The following is a 20,271-nucleotide window of genomic DNA, read 5'->3' on the forward strand; positions in this document are numbered from 1 at the left end:
AATTATATAAAAATATTAGGAATTAATTCATATATCTTTTCAGCAATGCCATCTTCATTGTTTGTCAATGTAATAGTATCTGCGGCTTCCAAAACTTCAGAAACAGCGTTTCCCATAGCACAACCGATTCCTGCTTGTTGAATAAGGGATAAGTCATTATGGCCATCACCAAAGGCTAAAACATTTTCGAGACTGTGTCCTAAAGATGAAAGAACGCGATCTAACGTTGCTGCTTTATCGATGCCCTTATCTGTAAATTCATAGTAGAAAGGGGCGGAAAAAGCACTAGTAAGATGTTCGGAAACAGGTTTCTGCAAAGCGTGATGGTGTTCATCGAGGTATTCTGGTTTCGCAGCGATAAGTACTTTATGAATTGGCAACCCAGCAAGTTGGGTCATATCTGCAATTTCTGTTAACAAAAAATCACCGCCGCGTGCTTCATATTCAATGATATTTTCGAGTTTATCTGAATTGTGGTATAGAGGAATCATGCCACCATAAACATCATTTACATACATTTTATCTTCATGAGTAACCATAGTTATGACATCAAAGTCTTTTAGATGATCAAACAGCTTGAAAGCCATCTCTTCTGAAATAGTTTGTTCATAGATAACTTCGTTTGTTTCGCAGTCTGTTACGCATGCTCCATTGAAAGAAATAAGAAAACCGTGGTGTTTGTTCATTTCTAAGTCTTCGGCGAGGTGTGCCATTCCTGTTGTAGGCCTTCCAGAAGCAAGAATTACCTTAATACCATTTTCTTGAGCCTTAATTAAGGCTTCTTTAGTTTTTTCACTAATAATCCTATCTTCAGTTAATAGAGTTCCATCAATATCGCAGACAATTGTATCAATTTTTTTCATAGATTCCTCTTTCATTATATTAAAGTATACTTGAGTTCATTCTATCATAAATATCATGGTGAAAGATGCTTCAAAAACATGATAAATATTTAACGAAATAATAAGGAGCATGTAAATACGACTTTACATTTTAATATGGTAATATCAACTCAATAATTGGAAATTATGAGGAGAAAATATGATGAAAAAAGCAACCTTAATTGCAATGACAATTTCAAGCTTATTGGTTTTAGCTGCTTGCGGAAAAAAGGAAACAGAAAAACCTGTTGAAAAGAAAGAAACACCAGTTGTAAGTGAAACGAAAAATGAAAACAAAGGTGAAGAAAAACAAACAGAAAAATTTGATGTTGAAAAAGTAGATGTTAAGAAATTTATCATGGATAACAATTCGAACCTAACAGACTTTAAAACAAATGGTGAGAATGAACAGACTCTCACAGTTTCTTACAATACAACAGAATCATTTGAAGATATTCAAAAATTTTATACAACTTTAGGAAAAGAGTTAAAACTCACAGATACTTCAGAAGTCAAAAGTGATAGCGTGAAGTCTTGGATCATGGTTGGAACTATGGGAGATGCTGATGTGCAGTTTACTGTTGTACCTGAAGAGGGGAATACATTTATTGTTCTCATCGTCATTGTTGCTTAGTAGCGTAAATTAAAGGGCCATGCGGTTGCATGACCCTTTTGTTAACTCAATCCGAGTATTTTTGCAAATAAAATTACGAATGGTAGCGCGATGAATGTTCTAATAACGAAAACTAATAAGACGTCTTTGAAATTCTTTACAACCTTAGTAGATGTTAATAAGGATGCGATTTCTGACATAAAGACAATTTGCAGAATACTCATGGCTGCGATAATAAATCGACTTTCAACACTCATTATATTTTGACCCAGGATGACAGGGAGATAGTTATCAGCAAAACCTGACATAATAGCACTCGCACTGGCTGCTGGTTCCGATACATTTGTGAGTTTTAGTATGAGTTCGATGGGGTAGGATACCCATTGTAGAATCGGTGTATACATGGAAATAATAAGTGCAAGTGTTCCCCAGCATACGATAATAGGTTGAAGCCAGATAACATAAAACAACATATTATTGATTTTGCTTGTAAAGTTTTTAATACTTACTTTGTCAGCTCGTTGTAGTGCTGAATTGTAAGCGAAAGCAAGTTTTGATTGATCTTTATTTTCTTGTTTCTTAACTGGTGAAACAAGAGATCCATCGACGTAAGTATCTGGATATTTTGAAATAGGAGGGATACGAACACCTACCATTGCTACAATAATTCCAACAAGAGTAATGACAAGGAAAAGCGTCGCAAAGTGATCCATGATTCCAAAAACAGAGCTTACGAGTACAATCCAACCGACACTTGATGTAGAGAATTGAGATCCAATAATAGCCGCTTCTTTTACAGTATAATATCCTTCTTCAAACAGGTTTTGAGTTGCAAGAATTGCAGCATTACCCGGTCCTACCCAAGCACTGATGATACTTACGGCTCCCATCTCCGATACTTTAAAGATAGGTTTCACGATAAATCCGATAAGTTCGCCAAGAAATTCCATAGCACCACATTCAAGAATGAGTGTTTGGAGGAGTAACATACAAGGAACAAGGATTGATAATTGTGTAGCAAGTCCGAACATACTGGAACCTGTATCTGCAGAGATAATAAATTCAGGCCCAATGTTGAAGTAAACAAGAACACAAATCAAAGCACCTAGAATACGGTTTGCAATATAGAATGGTGTTGTCGAGAGAATATTCTTAAGAAGTTTATTGTTACGAATCCAATCAGGTTTCGCAATGTTATCATAGAGAGCTCCTAATGCACTTAAGACCATTAGTAACATAATAATAAATCTTAGTGGTTTATTGAAATGAGTAATAAATAATTTGAGATAGTAGAAGAGAACGGTATCTACTGCACCATTGAAATCAAAGGGAATAAGCACCAATAGTATTCCTAGAAGTGTTCCTCCAATGAAGACAATCGAATTTCTTAATTTACGCTTGGAATCCATTTAGTTTGATCCTCCAAACTTAATTTGATTCGAGAGATCTTTCAACATTTCTTTTGAATGGGTTAATTTTGCTGCTTCGTCTTCATTCATAGGCATCTTTAATGCATCATGTGACCCTTGACGATTAATTAGGTTTGGTAAACTGATATAAATTTCTTCACCTGATGCTGTAGTTGTCATGCTTGAAACAGGTAAAATGACAGACTCATCGCGAATAATTGCCTTAGCGACACGTGAAATGGCTGTTGCAACACAGAATGCATTGGGTCCTTTCATTTCCCAAACATCAAATGCTGTTTGGCGCACTTCATCTTCAAGTTTTTTAAAGTAATCATCTTCAAGTTTAATATCATTGAGTTGTGCATATTCTTCTACAGAAAGACCTGCAACATTGGTTTTTGACCATAATACGACTTGTGAATCGCCGTGTTCTCCAACTACAAAACTAGAGATGTTTTCTGCCGATACTTTTAAGTCTCGTGATAGAAGATAACGAAGGCGTGATGTATCAAGCATTGTACCTAAACCGATTACGCGTTCTTGTGGTAGGCCAGAAACCTGGTAAGTAATGTATGTAAGAAGATCTACAGGATTGCTTACAACAAGTAGAATTGTATCGGGACTATATTTTAGAATTTGTGGAATAATTGATTCTAAAATTTGGGTATTCTTTTGTAGTGGAACCAATCTTGATTCACCTACAACTTCTGGAACACCAACTGTAATAACAACAACATCAGAGTTTGCGCTCATTGAGTAATCGCCACTGATTACATTAATAGGTTGATTTAAGGGCATTCCATGCATAATATCAAGAGCTTCCCCTGTTGCTTTACGCTCATTGATATCAATCAAAGCTACCTCGTTAACCCATGATTCTTGTGATAGTGTAAATGCTGTCGCTGCTCCTACAGCACCTGCACCAATAACTGAAATTTTTGACATATTCTTTCTCCTTTTATCAAAACGGAACACTGTTCCAAAACAAAATAACACGAATCGATTCAAGATTTAAACTTAATTCCAATTTTTTTGAAGTTATTTGTGATATATTTGAAAAGAAGGGCAATTTATGAGTTTGATTGTGAAAAATTGTTCAAATTGTATAAAAAAGTGAAAAATGGAGGCTATGTCATGAGTGAAAGTATTAAGACGATAGATAATGCATTTGATATTATTGATTTACTGGATGCCCAAGATCAAATCGGTGTTGGAGAAATCGCTTCGCAATTGAATCTTGCGAAAACCACGGTGCATCGTATATTAAAAACGCTACATAATCGTGGAATTGTAATTCAAGATGAACAAGAGCGGTATACCTTAGGATATGGAATGTATAAATATGCTCAAGGGATTAACCGTCATCAACTTATTGTGAACATTGCTCGTAAACCAATGGCTAAATTTGCAGAAAAAACAGGAGAGACTCTTAACCTTGGTATTTTAGTTGGTGATGAAGTTGTCATCATCCATTCTGAAGAAGGTGAGTTTTATTCCTTACAACCTACTTTATCTGCAAGTTCTGATTTAAATTGTTCCGGTATGGGAAAAATATTCTTAAGTTCGTTCTCTGAAGAAAACTTGGTTACCTACTTTGATCAAGACTTTAAACATCGAACGATCAACACAATTACATCACTCGATCAATTTAAGAAGGAAAAAGATCTTATCTTAACACAAGGTATTGCACATGATGATGAAGAGTATGAATATGGATTGTCTTGTATTGCAACGTCAATTACGGACAAGAATAAAAAAACGATAGCAGCATTGAGTGTTTCTGGACCGACCTCACGACTCCAATACAAAAATGTCGAAGCATTAACTCAGGAACTATTAAAAACTGCAGATGAAATTAATAAAATTATGATTGATAGTTTTTAAAATGATACTTACAAAAACACCCTTTGTACTGAACAATACAGAGGGTGTTTTCGATTGGTAATGGATTCATGAATATAATTAATATATAACTCGAAGGGTCTAGTGAACAGGTTTTCCACAATGCGGACATGTTTCCACATGTGCATTCTTTTCCTTCTTTTTATTTAAAAGTTGAGTTTGTTCGATAAACCCTGCAGAGAGAATACCGGTTGGTATTGCAGTAAGACCAATTCCTAAGAATGTAACAATAGCACTTAGAATTCTTCCAAATGTGGTAATAGGGTAAATATCACCATATCCTACAGTAGTGATGGTTGACATGGCCCACCACATTGCCGAGAGTGCATTATTAAACTTATCCGGTTGTGCAGCGTGTTCGACATCATACATTAACATAGCTGCAATAAAAATCAGAACTAGAATCACAACAATTGAGGAAATTAACTGTGAAGCACGGGTACGTAACACAGCACCAATGAGATAAAGGGAATCGGTGTAACGATTAATTTTAAAAACTCTAAATAAGCGAACAATTCTCATAATACGAATTGCTCCGGTGCTGACACCAAAGAATGGTAAGAAAAATGGAAGAATCGAAAGGAGATCAATCAGAGCCATAGGAGTCAGTGCATACTTAAGACGTGCTTTGAGTGGGGGTAAATCAGGATAGAGAAATTCTGATGTCCATAAGCGAATACCATACTCAATTGAAAATATGAAAATAAAGAATGTTTCCATGGTATTTAGGATATCCATATATGTATTTGCAATCTCAAAAGTACTTAAGAATGCAACGACAACACTGATGATGATAAGTATCATCAGAACACCGTCTACAATGTTTGCTGCCATATCATCATTGCCATCGTGATCGCGGATTAAATCATATATTTTATGCTCTAAAACTTTATTATGAGACTCTTTCGTTTTCATCTTTGGGGTTCCTTTCAAAAGTTTGGTGTATTAGTTACTTCTATCTTATCCATAATAAGAAGAAAAAGCTATGAAATCGGATTTAATAGACAATGGAGATAACATTTCAGATTTAATAAAATAAAGCATGGTATAATTTTATCAGTACCTCAAGAATGATTTTGATGGTGGTAAGGAGGGTCTATGAAAACATACTTTACAGTAAATAGAATTGGTTTAAAACATCCTATTGCGCAAGCAATGGAAGATGACATTGTTTTAAGTGAAATTCAAATGGATTACAATACGATTATCATGAGTCCCGAGTTTCGTCGTATGCAAGATAAAACTCAGGTTTTTCCACTCAGTCGTGGCGACTTTGTAAGAACACGACTAACGCATTCTTATGAAGTGTCGATTATTGCTGAACAGATTGCTCGTTATGCCCTTATTTATCTTAATAAAAGAAAACCGGATTTGTATGATTGGAATGAAACGGATCGGGAACGATTTGTGGAACTCGCAAAAACAGTGGGTTTGGTTCACGATATTGGAAATCCTCCCTTCGGTCATTTTGGAGAGGAATGTATTCGAAACTGGTTTGACGAAAAAAGACGTAAAGTTATATTTATGGATGAAGATCTCAACAAAGTACGATTCATGGATTTCTTAAACAAATCTAAAGTTGATTATCCTTTATACGAAGATTTCTTAAACTATGATGGGAATGTTCAGGGCTTAAGAGTTGTGTTAAGATCTCATCCTTCAAGTGGTGCTCAAGGCATGAACCTCGTTGAATCGCTGATACATTCTATGGTTAAGTATCCCTTCGATTCAAAAACTGCGAAGGAACAAAACCATAAAAAATTTGGCTATAACTATGCTGAACGTGAATTATACGAACACGTCATTAACGCAACACAAACCGACAACCCACGTCATGTTGTGACGTATATTCTCGAAGCTGCGGACGATATTGCGTATCGTACTGCAGACATTGAAGATGCCTTGAATAAAAAAGTAATTACGGTCTTTGATATCAAAAGGTATCTGACTCAGTATCTTGATTTAGAAAACAAATATGACTCGAGAATTTATGATTCTTTTATGACTTTCTTTGATGATGCTGTTGCAGATGATGATATTGCAGTTGAGCTCGTAAGGTTGTGGCTTTATGAAGTTCGTATCAATCTTATGAAACATGTTGCTCATCAATTTGCAGAAGACTTTGATGCCATTGTTTCAGGATCAGTTAAAGATTATGAGCTTACTGAACATTGTTATGGCAAGAACTTTTTCCTCTTTGCGAAGAAGCTAACACAAGAGAAGATTTATGATAATGACAGTGTTCTTGATCTTGAAGTTGCAGCTAAGGCATGTATGTATGACTTACTTGATTTATTTGTTGATGCAATGATTGCGTATGATGCGAATATCACTGTCACTCAATCAGATGGAAACGTTGTTACTTTAAAACCAACTTACTACCAAACTAAATTAGTGAAGTTGATTCCTCAAGAATATCTGTATACTTATGAAGAACAGAAAGTAGAAGGCGATGAACCTTATAATCTCTATCTTCGAATTCTATGTGTACTGGACTATGTATCAAGCATGACAGATCGATTTGCTTATGAGAAACGAAGAATTGTGACTGGACTTGGTTCAAGTCAATAAAATAAAATGGCCCTACTTACGTAGCGCCATTTTTATTAGTTTCTAAATTGTGCGTTATATAATGCGAAGTAAGCACCTTGTTTAGCCATAAGATCATCATGTGTACCTTGCTCAGCAATACCACTCTCATCAATAACGATGATACGTGTCGCATGTTTGATGGTTGCTAATCTATGGGCAATCATGAGCGTTGTACGACCTTCAGAAAGGGAAGACAGTGACTCTTGGATAATTGCCTCTGTTTCTGTATCAAGTGCAGAAGTTGCTTCATCCAAAATAAGGATTGATGGATTCTTGAGGAACATTCTTGCAATAGCCAGACGTTGCTTCTGACCACCCGATAATTTAACGCCTCGCTCACCAATTACAGTGTGAATACCATCAGCCATCCCATCAATTACCTTTTCAAGATGTGCAAGCCTCACAGCTTGATCAATCTCTTCATCCGTGGCATTAAGTTTACCGTATGCAATATTCTCTTTAATGGTACCAGGGAATAAAAAGACATCTTGTTGAACAATTCCGATTTGTGTTCGAAGTGATTTCAATGATAAATTGCGAATATCTTGATTATCAATCGTGATTGATCCTTCGTCAATGTCATAAAAACGAGGTAACAAATGACATAAGGTTGTTTTACCAGCACCACTTGGGCCTACAAAGGCGATAATTTCACCCTTCTTTATCGTCATATCTAAGTTATCAAGAACGGATGTTCCATCACTATATGAGAATGATACATTCTTATAATCAATAGCATCATTAATTCCTGTTAGTTCAATTGGATTGTCAGAATCTTTAATGGTGATAGGTTTATCTATTTCTTCAATAAATCTTTTGAAACCGGCAAATCCTTTTGGATAGCTCTCCACCATAATATTGATTTTCTCAATGGGACGTGTAAAGACATTGGATAACAAGATAAATCCTACAAAGTTACCAGCTGTAATCTCACCATTAATCGTGAAATAGGCACCAAACAGTAAAGCAAATAAATTCATAAGACGAATGAGTAAGTAGTTGTAGGTTGAACTAATTGCCATGGTTTTATAGAATGCAAGTTTTGATGTGCGATAAAGATTATTGAGGCGCGCAAATTTGTTCTTCTCAAAATCTTCGTTTGAAAATGCTTGAGTAACCCGAATACCACTGACACTTGCTTCAATTCCAGCATTAAACTCACCGAGGTTTTCGTATATTTCTGTATTTACACGTGTCATCTTTTTATTAAAGAAAACAAGAGCTGCGGTAATGAAAGGAACAAGAATTCCGGTAATGATAGCGAGTGTTGGATGAATACGGTACATCAATATGAAAGAACATGTTAATGTCATAATCGTAATAAAGACATCTTCAGGGCCGTGGTGTGCTAGTTCTGAAATTTCAAATAAATCGGTAGTAAGACGTGTCATTAACTTTCCAGTTTTCTGATTGTCATAGTATTCAAACGGTTGTTGTTGCAAGTGGTTGAATAGTTCATTACGCATGTCTGTTTCAATGTTAACCCCAAGTTTGTGTCCAAAGTAGACAACAATGTATTGAAAGACAGTATTAATGAGATAAAAACCGAGAAGCCCTAAACTAACTAGGAGAACTCTTTTAAGATCCTGTGATGGCATCACAGTATCAATAACGAAGTTCACGATGACCGGGAAACTAAGTTCTAAAATTGCTGCGAGAGTTGCGCATGTAAAATCTAAAATAAATAACTTTTTGTATGGTTTGTAATAACTAAAAAAACGCTTAAACATCTTCTCCTCCTAAATAACAATATCCTTATTCTACATGAAGTGAGCTAATAAAGATATTAAACCAACCGTTAAATATTGAAATTATGATGGTGTAATTAGGTGAGAACTATTTTCATTTAGACCTATTCCTCTCTCTAGTTCGTTATATAGATAGTAGCAGTTGTAATTTGTATAAAGGGGATAACATGAAAAGAAATGGTGTACTAAGCAAAGTTAAAAAAATATTATTGGGAATATGTCTGTATTTAACTATTTTGAGTAATCAGGTTTATGCAGAAGAAAATCAATGGGTGCTCGAAGCACCTTTGAAATTGCAAACCTCTGATGTACTCATACTTGATTCGAATCGCGAAGATGAGGAACCAATTGTTTTAGGAACCAGTAAGAAACCGAAAGAGGAGAACCGTGAGTCAACGATCGTGGGCGAGACAGTCTACTTAATCATAAACTTAATAATTGTTATAGGAATTATCGTCTACACTCGAAAAGTAAGAAACAAGCGGTAAGCATTTGATTCTATTGATGGTCATCCATGTATTGTAGCATTCGTAAAATATGATATAATGCTAGCAATACAAACAGTAAGGAGCGTTTCTGATGAAAAAATCTAATACAACAATTCTATCACTAGGCATCAGCAACCAAACCGCTGTTTTCTTCGAAATATCCCTCTAGATGGGATAAGTGCGTCCTTACTAACCCTAAGCACTAACAGTGGTTTGAAAAGAGGATCAATAATGAAAATAATAAGAAGAACACCGAAGAGTGTCAATCAACCTGTGGGAGAGTACGCCCACATTACCAAAATACCAGCAGGAATGGATACGTATGTTTTATCAGGACAAATTGGTGTTCAAGAAGACGGAACCATACCAACATCATTTGAAGCAGAAATTACTCAAATGTTTATGAATATTAAAGATGTTTTACGAACAGCAAATTTAACCCATGAGAATGTGACCAAAGTAAACATTTGGTCAGTAGAAGAAATTGACTGGGATTTTTTCTATAAAGAATGGAATACATTTTTTGAAGGGGATTACCCTTCAATGACGATTGCTTATATTAAAGCATTGGGTCTACCGGAAATAAAAATAGAAATCGATATTTGGGCAGCTAAATAATCGAAAGGGTTAGTAACTAAAGGAGATGTGAAGGCATCTCTTTTTGTATACTCAAGTTGGTTGTGATTCAAGAATTGTAATTGAAAAGAGATTGGTATATAATTCTATATGCAAACAATTCGCATTTGAAAGTTTATGAGGGGACATCATGAAGAATAAGAAAATACAAACGTTTATTTTGTTGAGTATCATTATTTTATTAAGTGTCATTCTGGGTACACTCACAGCACACAAACATCAACCTTGGATTCATTCCGATTCTTTGAAGACGGGGATCGTAACTCAAAAAAGTGAAAACAAGCATAAAATACCTTACGAAGTACAAACTTTATACTACAAAGATGAACTTGTAGCCCGTGTAAAAAATATTGAAACAATTAATAAGCACTTTGAAGAAACCTACCAAGAAGCTTATCAGAAAGAATTTCCAGACTCTAAGATAGGTTTGGATCAAGATTTGTACTATTTGCCTCAACTTACTTATCAGGAATATCAAGATGTCGATCAAGATGTTATCGATTTCTTGGAAACCAAAAAATTATATAATGTTGAAACAAATAAAGTTACCTTTAGTAATGGCGCTGTTATTTACGTTAAAGATGAAACGGACTTTCAGCATGCAAGAGAAAAATTTGCCTTAAACTTCCTGGATGAATCGTCACTAAAGACATTACAAGATAATAAGAAAATTGAGCCGCTGGGAATATACGGAGAACAAGTCATTGACTTTAGTGTTAAAGAAACGATTAAAATTGAAAGAGATTATACATCTTTCGATAATATCTATAAAGATGAAGCAGAGATTCTTAAATTCTTAAGTTATGGTTATGATCCAAGCATTGATAATTATACAACTCAAAAACTTGATACGATTCCCGGAATCGCGTGGCAGTTTGGAATGACCCCCAATCAGATTGTAAGTATTAATACACCTAAAATTAAAAGTGCTGAACAAATTTTAGAAGAGGGAACCGTTCTCAATGTATCCAAGTTTAACTCACCGTTTACAATTGAGACGAAGCACGAACGATTCTTTGAAGAGGTTATTGAGCAACCAAATACTCAGTATATTGAAGACGAGACACTTAATGAAGGTGTTCAAGTTGTGGAAACGGTTGGAGCGAATGGAATTGCTGAGAAGCGATATCATGACACTTATATTAACGGTTCATCGGTTGATTCTGAACTCATTAAGTCAAAGATACTCCTTGAGCCAGTTCAAGAGGTCGTACGCGTTGGAACACATGTCGAACCATCACAAGGTAGTGGTCGATTTGGATGGCCTTTAGCGAACGCTTATGTACTATGTGGCTTCGGATGTTATACGAATCATCGTGGTGTTGACTTCTCTACGTATGGATCAGGTTATGGGCCAATTCTCGCATCTGATAATGGTATTGTTTCTCAGAAAGGATACCAAGCTGCAGGTTGGGGTAACTACATTAAGATTGATCATGGTAATGGATATGCAACACTGTATGCACACATGAATGCACCAGGTTACTTTCCAGTTGGAGCCAAGGTTGCGAAGGGAACCGTGATTGGTTATGTAGGGATGACCGGAAGAACCAATTACCCTCATGTTCATTTTGAGGTGTGGGATCATGGAACGCGTGTCGATGGTTGTAAGTTTGTCGGGTGTTGATATAATTACTAAAAGTATTGATAAGAATACCGTTCTGTCTACAGCAAATAAAAATATAATATAAACATAAAACCACTTACTTCTTAAGAAATAAGTGGTTTTTAATAACAAAGTGAACCTTTTAACATATAAATATCTGTGATTCTTGAGAATTATATTGCTTCATAAAAAAATCATGATATATTAAATATGGTTAACCTAACATATAAATACGGATAACCTAAACAGGAGGTCATATGACTATTAAAGAATTAAAAATAAAGGGCATCGCCTTGATGTCCGTAGCTGTTCTTGTAGGATCGCTCGCAACGGTACCTGTAGCAGCAGACGAAACACCGATCTCAGTCCAACAAATGACAGATCAAAAATCAATCATTATGGTAGAGGGGATGCCCTATACTATTTTATCACAAAACACAGTTGGTTTTGGCAATGGTAAAGCACTAAAGTTTGAATACTCGCTTAAAAATGAGATTCCAGCTTCAATTGTGCATGAAGGAAAAACATATGCAGTTACTGAAATTATGGCAAATGCATTTAAAGTTGCGGATTTCGAAACAATAAGTCTTCCAGATTCTATTGAAAAAATAGGGCCAGAAGCATTTAGTGGGGCGACTCTTAAAGAAATCAATTTACCAGATTCAATTACATCATTAGGAGAAGGTGCATTTCAAAATACGCAACGATTAGAAAAAGTATCACTACCACCTAACATCACTGAAATTCCAGATAAGTTGTTCCATAATAGCCAAGGCCTATCATCTGTAGTGATTCCAAGTGGTGTCACTAAAATTGGTAAGAAGGCATTTGAATCAACTACAAAATTATCAGAAATATCAATTCCTGATTCTGTATTAGAAATTGAAGAGGATGCATTCCGTCAAGCAGAAAATCTTGTGGATGTGAAATTTGGAAAAGAATCGAAACTTAAATCAATCGGAGACCAAGCATTCATGCATGTTGACGCTATGAAGCGATTTGTTATTCCTGGTTCAGTTGAACATATTGGAAATAAAGCTTTCAGTGGTGCAACACACCTCGCAACACTCGTAGGTCTCGAAAATAGCCAAGTTAAATATCTTGGAGAAGAAGCATTCAATAACTCTTTACTGAGAACCATGAATTTACCCAACAGTCTTGAAAAATTAGGACGTCGTGCATTCTCGGGAATGGATAAGTTGGAATCTATCACAATTCCAGAATCAAACCGATACTTCAGTGTAGAGAATGATGTTCTCTACAACAAAGATAAAACACAAATGATTCAATATGCACGAGAGGCACGTCACGATTCTCTTACATTACCAAACAGTGTAAAAACAATGGGTACTTACAGTTTTGCGGAAGCGATTCGCTTATCAGAAATTAACCTCAATGAGGGTCTTGAAGTTATTGAACCTTTCGCAATGCGTTATATGAATGAAGTTACAACACTTGTTCTACCTAGCACCGTAAAGTCCGTTGGAAATCTAGCAATCTCTGATATGTTGATGTTAGAAAGTCTGACACTCTCAAAAAGTCTTGAAACTGTTAATGGTTACAGCTTTTATAACCTAGAGAGTCTTGAATCTCTCATTATTCCTGAGGGTGTAAAACTAATAAAGAATAATGCATTTACAGGTGCCATTAAGTTGAACCAAGTAACGATTGCAGGCGATAGTATAGAATTTGAATCAGGAGCGTTTGGATCCGTTGATGCTGCGAAAAATATTCATTTTAATGTTGAATCAGAAGCTATAGCACAAAAACTTCAAGCAATCGGTTATCAAGAGAACCAAATAACGGTTAAACAACCCGTATACTACACAATCACAGTTCAATTCGTTGATGAAAATAATGAAATCATTCAAGACGAAATTGAATTGACAGAATTAGAATTGTCAAAGTTTGAATATATTTTACCCGAGATTGAAGGATACGAACTCTTAACAAAATCAGATGATTTACCACTCGTTTATAGTGAGAACCAAATACTTCAAGTTCGATACAAAAAGGTGCTACCTGTAGATCCAGTAGACCCGGTAGATCCAGTAGACCCGGTAGACCCAGTAGACCCAGTAGACCCAGTAGACCCAGTAGACCCAGTAGATCCAGTAGACCCAGTAGATCCAGTGGATCCAGTAGGTCCAGTAAATCCTGTCGAACCAGTCGAACCAATTAATCCAGTAAACCCAATAGATCCAAACATTACTCAAGAACCAAGCAAACCTAATGAAGTCAAAAGCAATGAAGATAATCGAGGTAATGTACTACCTTCAACAGGTATCGCTACCTCCTATCTCGGATACAGTTTATTAGGACTTGGAACTTTAGCATCAAGTTATAGAAAATATCGTAGAAAAGATTAGTAAAAATGAACCGACTCGTTCGGTTCATTTTATCTGTGCAATGTAATACCAATGATAGATACAGGCAATCGAGCGGTAGGGTTCGTAACTCTTAAAGTAATGCTCAAATGTGTCACGATTCATTTCCTCAAGTTGTAGAAATGATTTTACCGAATTTCTCAGAGCAATGTCTTCATATGTATCTAAATTTAATCGATTATAAGAGTGTATAAGAATAATTTTTGCACTCCATACTCCAATACCTTTTAGTCTCGTAAGTTCCTTAATGGCTTGATCATCAGGCATCTCATATAGAGCATTTAGGTTTAGATTGCCACTCTCCATTTCCTGGGCAATCAAGGAGATATAGTCGGCTTTGGAAAGTGTTAGGCCAACTGATTTTAAATCTTCAATGGAGGCATCTCTAACCGCCTCTTGTGTAGGAAATGTATCAGTGAAGCGTTTCATAATTGTTTTTGCAGCAGGAGCGCTAATAAGTTGACCGACAATGGCATAAATTATGCCCCAAAATGGATCGGGATGTGAGGGTCTCTGTATGTACCCATATGTATCAATCATCATTGCTATAAAAGGTTGGTTACTAATTTCTTGAATTTGAGCAAGTGAATAGGAAACGAAAGGAGTTTCATCGTTTAAAGGATCTGTAAGTGTTGGATGAGGAATTGGCTTAAGGTGGTCCTTGCCGTAGGCAACAATTAGGGCATGAAATTCTTGAAAGAGATAAGTATCTAAAGGTAGCGAATCCATCATATATTTTTGAATTTTTTGATATGATTTCATCTCAGGATGGCCAGTTCTTATCAACAATCGTTTTAGATAAGCATCAACAACAAACACAGGGCGATTGAACAAGTATAGCAGAATACAATCACAGGTTTCCTCTCCGATCCCATGTATGGAAAGTAGTTCGTTTCGCAAATCAAGAGTAGGTATAGATTCTAGTTTTTGTTTATCAAATTGGTAAGTCTCAAACCATGAGAGAAGATTTTTAATAGTTTGTGCTTTACGGGTGTAGAATCCTGCAGGTTTAATGACCTCAATAAGAGTATCTAATGGCATGTTTAAAATTTTGTGACCGTGCCATGAACTGAAATTTTTAAGTGCTGTTTCTACATTGCTCCAGTTTGTATTTTGGACAAGGACAGCACCTATCATCATTTCAATATCATTGTCGGCAGGCCACCAGTACTGTTTACCATAAGTGTTATAAAGATTCATGTATATTTGGTCAATAGTAATCATGAGTACAATATAACATAGCTAATCAAAATAAAGTATAAAACTAATAAATTTTGAGAACTTCTAGCTTATGATTCGAAAACCTGAGCGATTATCTTACGTATACTTATTGAGAAGTATATTTTCATGAAATATACATATCTAAGAGACGATAAAATGATATAGTGAAAGTAAGAAAAGGTATCCAAGGAATGAAAATAATAAGAAAGGAGATCGAAAGGTCGGTACCAAATTCAGAAGACTTTAACATTTTAAACAAAAAGGAGAAATATATGAAAAAAATAATATTTTCATTTTTGATTTTATTCTTATTGGTAGGATGTACGCAGAAAGTAGAAGACACTAAAGAAACAAAAGATCCGGTAAAAGAAACTAAAGAAAAAACACTTGCGCAAGCACAACCTGATAAAGTGGATTGGCTTGTGGAAATGGAAAAAGATGATGTCACAAAACTGTTGTCGATGGTTGATATTAAAGATGAAAACTACAACGGTGATATAAGAGTGTTTGTGATTAAGTCAAAGGCAAATGTCGGCGAAAATAAAGTGGGTCTTTTTGGTATCCCGTGCTCGGGAGCAGGATATTTTTCATTTACTTATGAACCAGTTGGGGAATTCACTTACCGCCAAGTGGGAGAGGCAACAGAGAACTCTGATGGTATGATGGAAAATCTGAAGAAAGACTATTTCTTCTTTGTCATTAAAAATAATAAAATTAAGTTTATTGATGCAAAAGATGATCTAACGATTGAACAAATGGACAACCTAGATATGAGTGATGGTCTCAACCTATCTACAGGTGAGGCACAGTGTCGATAAATGTTACTTTGAAAATGAAATTAATTTCATAAAGCAAAACCAGCCATTTTTATATGTTATAGTTTTGGATAAATAGAATGGGGTTTTTACTATGAATCAAACAGAAGAAAAAGTTGTGACACTAAGAGCTGCGGCAGAACACAGTAAGTATGAACTTTATGTACCGCTCTTTGGTAGTATTGGTATGATAATAGCTGGTTTAATATTAGGAAATATTCCTGTGTTTTTACCAGGTTCGAATGCTGCACCTAAAGTTGTGACCTATGGTGCTTTTGCCTTAGGGATTATTGGATTCATCTACTGGGCAAGTGTTCAAAAACCACGTGTAGAATGGAATAGCAAAAATGGAAGAATTATCTTTTATCCGGATCATTTCGTTCAAGTTATTAATCAAAAAGAGATTACGGAGAACTATGATAATATCAAAGAAATCCGTATCATGAAAGCAACGCAACAAACGCGTGGAACAGGTTTAACTGCAGTCACAACCAACCATTTTGTTTCGATTATAGACCAAAGTGGCAAAATCATTACTACCTTTAATACAAAGACATATGACAGAGTATTGGAGTATCTTGAATCAAGTCCTTTACAAAATATTTTAGTTTATCGATAAGTCCTTCGGGACTTTTTTTACTGTATAATTAGTATATACAAGATATGGAAAAGAGGTGGAATAATGCTAAGAGAGATTAGTAAAAGAAGTTATAGGAATCAATATCCTTATAACACTATTGATTTTGAATATCTTAGTTTGAACGCACCAGTTGTCTTCTTTACGGGAGAGAATGGATCGGGTAAATCAACACTTTTAAGAGCCATTAGTATTCATTCAAACAGCTACACCGTTGCGAAGAATATCGACTATAATAGCTCACAATATTTAGATTATTCCTTATCGTGGAGTCGAAAATTGAAAAGAGGATATTACTTCCAATCTGAAGACTTTTATTCATTTTTAAATTGGGTTTCAGATGAAGAAAAGGAAAATAAGGATTTATACGATGATGCGAAAGCACGTCATGGTGAGCACTCAAGTATGGGGACCATTCTGGAATTAGGAATGCATGAAGGAAATCGCCAAAGAATGAACAATATGGTCGATGAATTTAAGCTTGCATCTCACGGTGAGGGATATATCCGGTTCTTTGCATCAAAATTAAGACCGAATACACTCTACCTACTTGATGAACCTGAAACACCGTTATCATTTCAAAATCAATTGACACTCATTTCACTGATTCATGAATATGTTACTAAGGGAAGTCAATTTATTATCTGTACGCACTCACCCATCTTATTAGCTTATCCAGATGCACTAATATATCAGTTTGATCAAGATATTAGAGAAATTGACTATAATGATCATCCGATTGTAAAGGATTATAAGTCATTTCTTTCTCGTCCAGATCATTATTTACATTATTTATTAGATGAGGAAGCATAAAGAAAACGGAGCCTAAACTCCGTTTTTATAGTAGGTTGATTTGTTCTAGAATTGTTTTCGCAACATCTGATTTTTCAATCGTAAATGTTGCATGTTTTGCATAATCACTATCACCGACACAATATGAGCGAATTGAATCTTTAAACATGGGGACATCATTCGCATCATTACCGAAGGCAACATATTCTACGATACCGAGACTTCTAATTGCATTTGATTTACTACAGTTTTTGGGTGAAACATCAATAAGGTGTTCGCGAGAATGTTGGGTAAGAACAACATCTTGTTTTTTTAAGAATTCGATTGTTTCTGCTGAAGGTTCGAAAATTAGTATTTTATTAATTGTTTTCAGTTCGGATAATGGAAGATGCTTCGCAAGGTGACTGTTGACTTGTGGATAGAATGCACCATTAAGGTCACCCTTAAAAGCAAAATCCCAATCACTATCAATCATATAGTCATAATCATTTTTTTCAACATGTGCCAGTATCGGCTCATGGACTTCTTTTGCTAGCTGTTGCGCATCAATACCTTTATCAGTTTTGGTAAATGCGCCATTACCACCTATCCACATTGAATCTTTAAACTCTTTCGGAACGATTTCCATCATATCTCGAATTGGACGAGCGGAAGCAAAGATTATTTCGCCACCTTCTTCTTGTAATTTTAATAATGCGGATATGATTTCTTGGTCTATGGAGACACCATTAAAGGACAATGTTCCATCAATATCAAATACATAGTTCATAGTAAACTCCTTCAAATATTCTGCTCAAAATATCATAACACGAAGCTACTAATAAATGAAAAATAATGATTAATTTTAACATTACAATGGAATAACCCTAAATAATTTATTCAATTATTTCATAATGAAATTCATGAACGAAAGAAGCTTTTTCCCTTGTGATAAAAATTTGAAAGAGGGTGGGATCGTTTGGAAAGTCAAAATTTAAGTGTACCGAATCAAAATGTACAGGCTTTGAAAAATCAATAATATCTTCAATTTTGATGTCATCGATACTTGTTACATAGAAAGGTTTAGTATGATCTTTAACTTTAAGATGATAAATATTTTCTGATTTCAGTTGCCTCTTTATTTGTTTATTATCTCTTATGAGACAAAATATAACGACTCCCATTAATACAAAAATGATTTTTGTTGTTTTATTTTTCATGGTTTCCTCCTGATATTAAGATAAGCGATAATGATATATAACCATACTAAAATACGTGGAAATAACACTGAGAATTATAAAAGGATGAAAGGACATGCTAAGTGGTATTAAAAAGAAGAACAGTTGATTCATTGGTCACACCATATTGTGAATTGACACAGTGAGACACACATTCAAGAATCAATAAAAATAACGCGCTCACACTTACTGTTGAGTGCTTTTTTTGTATTGTCGAAAAAATGGCACAAAACTTGCACTATAGGAGAGAAGGAAGATTTTTTTGTGGAATTTAAGAGTGTATTCTTAAAATTTCAGTAAAGGAGGAAAAATGTTTAGAGGGATAATATTTACACTTATTGCAGGAATCGCTTTTGGGTTTTCGCCTGTTATATCAACACTCGTTTATAACAATGGTGGTGATCCAATGACACTCGTTTTTTTACGCTATGCGTATATGATACCTGCATCATTGAGTATCGTTTTGTTTAAGAAAAAAGAATTACGGTTACCTGCAGAACAAATGCTCAAGCTTGTATTTGTTGCGGTAGGATGTTCTTTGGTTTCAAGTCTTACACTATACATGAGTTATCAGTGGATTGATCCAGGCGTAAGTACGGCGATTCACTTCATGTATCCCGTTATCTTGGTAGTATTATCGTTAATCATCTTTAAAGATAAAATAGATAAGAAAACAATCATTGCTCTAGCATTCTCTATTGGCGGAACACTTTCGATTGTCGAGTTTGGACAATCTGGAAGTATACTTGGAGTCGTATTTGCAATCGTAAGTTCTTTTGCATATTCTATGTATCTATTATTAAATGAAAAATGGCGCTTAGCAGAACTTGATAGTATGGTATTTCTCTTTTATGTTTCAGTTTTCTGTACCTTGACCATGCTTGTAATGATGCCATTGGGATTTAAAATTAATCTAAATCAACCTATCGAAAATCATTTAGTGATGATCGTCGTAGCATTACTAACTTCATGCGTAGGACTTCTCTTTATGAAGGAGGGTGTTCGTCTCCTTGGAAGCAGGATAGCAAGTGTGATTAGTATGTCTGAACCAATTTCTGCACTAGTGTTCAGTGCGTTACTCTTACATTCAGAAGTAACGATATCTACAGTTATCGGAGCGGTATTTATTATCACAGCAATACTGATTCTTTTATATAAGCCAAAAAGAAAAAGAGTAAAAGTATCTGATACTACTCATGAAAAGATGACTACAAACGAACTCAATGAGAGCAAAATCTGAGAGCACAAAATAAAATGATTCTAAGCTATAAATTTAAATCCTTTAAATTAAGGTTAGTGTACTATATACTTTAGGCAAGGATTTGAA

Annotated in this window: 19 protein-coding genes; 11 read left to right on the plus strand and 8 right to left on the minus strand. The window is 35.1% G+C overall.

Going from position 1 to position 20,271, the window contains the following annotated elements:
• Positions 1 to 2: 2 nt before the first annotated feature.
• Entirely contained in the window at positions 3 to 863 is an 861-nt protein-coding gene (locus tag H9L01_RS05255) for a Cof-type HAD-IIB family hydrolase (protein ID WP_187534959.1), read from the minus strand.
• Positions 864 to 1,041: 178 nt separating this feature from the next.
• On the opposite strand from H9L01_RS05255, the gene H9L01_RS05260 reads away from it, so the two are divergent.
• Positions 1,042 to 1,515: a hypothetical protein gene (locus H9L01_RS05260; RefSeq protein ID WP_187534960.1), complete on the plus strand. Its 474-nt coding sequence runs from the start codon at positions 1,042 to 1,044 to the stop codon at positions 1,513 to 1,515.
• Between the two features lie 41 nt (positions 1,516 to 1,556).
• Here the strand turns inward: H9L01_RS05260 and H9L01_RS10785 are convergent, their stop codons facing one another.
• Together H9L01_RS10785 and H9L01_RS05270 are read right to left on the minus strand one after the other, a co-directional pair.
• Positions 1,557 to 2,903, minus strand: a complete 1,347-nt coding sequence (locus H9L01_RS10785) for a YjiH family protein (protein WP_187534961.1) — start codon at positions 2,901 to 2,903, stop codon at positions 1,557 to 1,559.
• Positions 2,904 to 3,848 (minus strand): L-lactate dehydrogenase, encoded by a 945-nt coding sequence (locus H9L01_RS05270; RefSeq protein WP_187534962.1) that lies wholly within the window; start codon positions 3,846 to 3,848, stop codon positions 2,904 to 2,906. It lies immediately after the preceding gene.
• A gap of 189 nt (positions 3,849 to 4,037) precedes the next feature.
• Between H9L01_RS05270 and H9L01_RS05275 the strand changes: the two genes are divergently transcribed.
• Positions 4,038 to 4,787, plus strand: coding sequence for an IclR family transcriptional regulator (locus H9L01_RS05275; RefSeq protein WP_187534963.1), 750 nt, complete (start codon positions 4,038 to 4,040; stop codon positions 4,785 to 4,787).
• 99 nt (positions 4,788 to 4,886) lie between these two features.
• Here the strand turns inward: H9L01_RS05275 and H9L01_RS05280 are convergent, their stop codons facing one another.
• Positions 4,887 to 5,720 (minus strand): ion transporter, encoded by an 834-nt coding sequence (locus tag H9L01_RS05280; RefSeq protein ID WP_187534964.1) that lies wholly within the window; start codon positions 5,718 to 5,720, stop codon positions 4,887 to 4,889.
• A gap of 183 nt (positions 5,721 to 5,903) precedes the next feature.
• Here H9L01_RS05280 and dgt point away from each other — a divergent pair, with 183 nt between their 5' ends.
• Positions 5,904 to 7,376, plus strand: coding sequence for a dGTP triphosphohydrolase (dgt, locus tag H9L01_RS05285; protein ID WP_187534965.1), 1,473 nt, complete (start codon positions 5,904 to 5,906; stop codon positions 7,374 to 7,376).
• Between the two features lie 35 nt (positions 7,377 to 7,411).
• On the opposite strand, the gene H9L01_RS05290 is transcribed toward dgt, so the two are convergent.
• Entirely contained in the window at positions 7,412 to 9,127 is a 1,716-nt protein-coding gene (locus tag H9L01_RS05290; RefSeq protein ID WP_187534966.1) for an ABC transporter ATP-binding protein, read from the minus strand.
• Between the two features lie 185 nt (positions 9,128 to 9,312).
• On the opposite strand from H9L01_RS05290, the gene H9L01_RS05295 reads away from it, so the two are divergent.
• From H9L01_RS05295 to H9L01_RS05310, 4 genes are all read left to right on the plus strand, one after another.
• Entirely contained in the window at positions 9,313 to 9,633 is a 321-nt protein-coding gene (locus tag H9L01_RS05295) for a hypothetical protein (RefSeq protein WP_187534967.1), read from the plus strand.
• Positions 9,634 to 9,864: 231 nt separating this feature from the next.
• A complete protein-coding gene (locus H9L01_RS05300) occupies positions 9,865 to 10,251 on the plus strand; it encodes a RidA family protein (protein ID WP_187534968.1) in 387 nt (128 codons plus the stop codon).
• 148 nt (positions 10,252 to 10,399) lie between these two features.
• Positions 10,400 to 11,896: a M23 family metallopeptidase gene (locus H9L01_RS05305; RefSeq protein WP_187534969.1), complete on the plus strand. Its 1,497-nt coding sequence runs from the start codon at positions 10,400 to 10,402 to the stop codon at positions 11,894 to 11,896.
• A 236-nt stretch (positions 11,897 to 12,132) separates the two neighbouring features.
• The gene (locus tag H9L01_RS05310) at positions 12,133 to 14,244 is read left to right on the plus strand and encodes a leucine-rich repeat domain-containing protein (protein ID WP_187534970.1); all 2,112 of its coding nucleotides are present in this window, start codon (positions 12,133 to 12,135) and stop codon (positions 14,242 to 14,244) included.
• Between the two features lie 24 nt (positions 14,245 to 14,268).
• On the opposite strand, the gene H9L01_RS05315 is transcribed toward H9L01_RS05310, so the two are convergent.
• Positions 14,269 to 15,462 (minus strand): hypothetical protein, encoded by a 1,194-nt coding sequence (locus H9L01_RS05315; RefSeq protein WP_223151049.1) that lies wholly within the window; start codon positions 15,460 to 15,462, stop codon positions 14,269 to 14,271.
• Positions 15,463 to 15,755: 293 nt separating this feature from the next.
• On the opposite strand from H9L01_RS05315, the gene H9L01_RS05320 reads away from it, so the two are divergent.
• From H9L01_RS05320 to H9L01_RS05330, 3 genes are all read left to right on the plus strand, one after another.
• Entirely contained in the window at positions 15,756 to 16,301 is a 546-nt protein-coding gene (locus tag H9L01_RS05320) for a hypothetical protein (protein ID WP_187534972.1), read from the plus strand.
• Between the two features lie 91 nt (positions 16,302 to 16,392).
• Positions 16,393 to 16,917 (plus strand): hypothetical protein, encoded by a 525-nt coding sequence (locus H9L01_RS05325; protein WP_187534973.1) that lies wholly within the window; start codon positions 16,393 to 16,395, stop codon positions 16,915 to 16,917.
• A gap of 63 nt (positions 16,918 to 16,980) precedes the next feature.
• Positions 16,981 to 17,748: an AAA family ATPase gene (locus tag H9L01_RS05330; protein WP_187534974.1), complete on the plus strand. Its 768-nt coding sequence runs from the start codon at positions 16,981 to 16,983 to the stop codon at positions 17,746 to 17,748.
• A gap of 25 nt (positions 17,749 to 17,773) precedes the next feature.
• Here the strand turns inward: H9L01_RS05330 and H9L01_RS05335 are convergent, their stop codons facing one another.
• Positions 17,774 to 18,496: an HAD-IIB family hydrolase gene (locus H9L01_RS05335; RefSeq protein WP_187532950.1), complete on the minus strand. Its 723-nt coding sequence runs from the start codon at positions 18,494 to 18,496 to the stop codon at positions 17,774 to 17,776.
• 106 nt (positions 18,497 to 18,602) lie between these two features.
• Positions 18,603 to 18,926: a hypothetical protein gene (locus H9L01_RS05340; protein ID WP_187532951.1), complete on the minus strand. Its 324-nt coding sequence runs from the start codon at positions 18,924 to 18,926 to the stop codon at positions 18,603 to 18,605.
• A gap of 328 nt (positions 18,927 to 19,254) precedes the next feature.
• Here H9L01_RS05340 and H9L01_RS05345 point away from each other — a divergent pair, with 328 nt between their 5' ends.
• Positions 19,255 to 20,184, plus strand: a complete 930-nt coding sequence (locus tag H9L01_RS05345) for a DMT family transporter (protein ID WP_187532952.1) — start codon at positions 19,255 to 19,257, stop codon at positions 20,182 to 20,184.
• Positions 20,185 to 20,271: the final 87 nt, after the last annotated feature.

Origin of the sequence: Erysipelothrix inopinata, assembly GCF_014396165.1 — a bacterium.
In the GTDB taxonomy this organism is placed as follows: Bacteria; Bacillota_I; Bacilli_A; order Erysipelotrichales; family Erysipelotrichaceae; genus Erysipelothrix; species Erysipelothrix inopinata.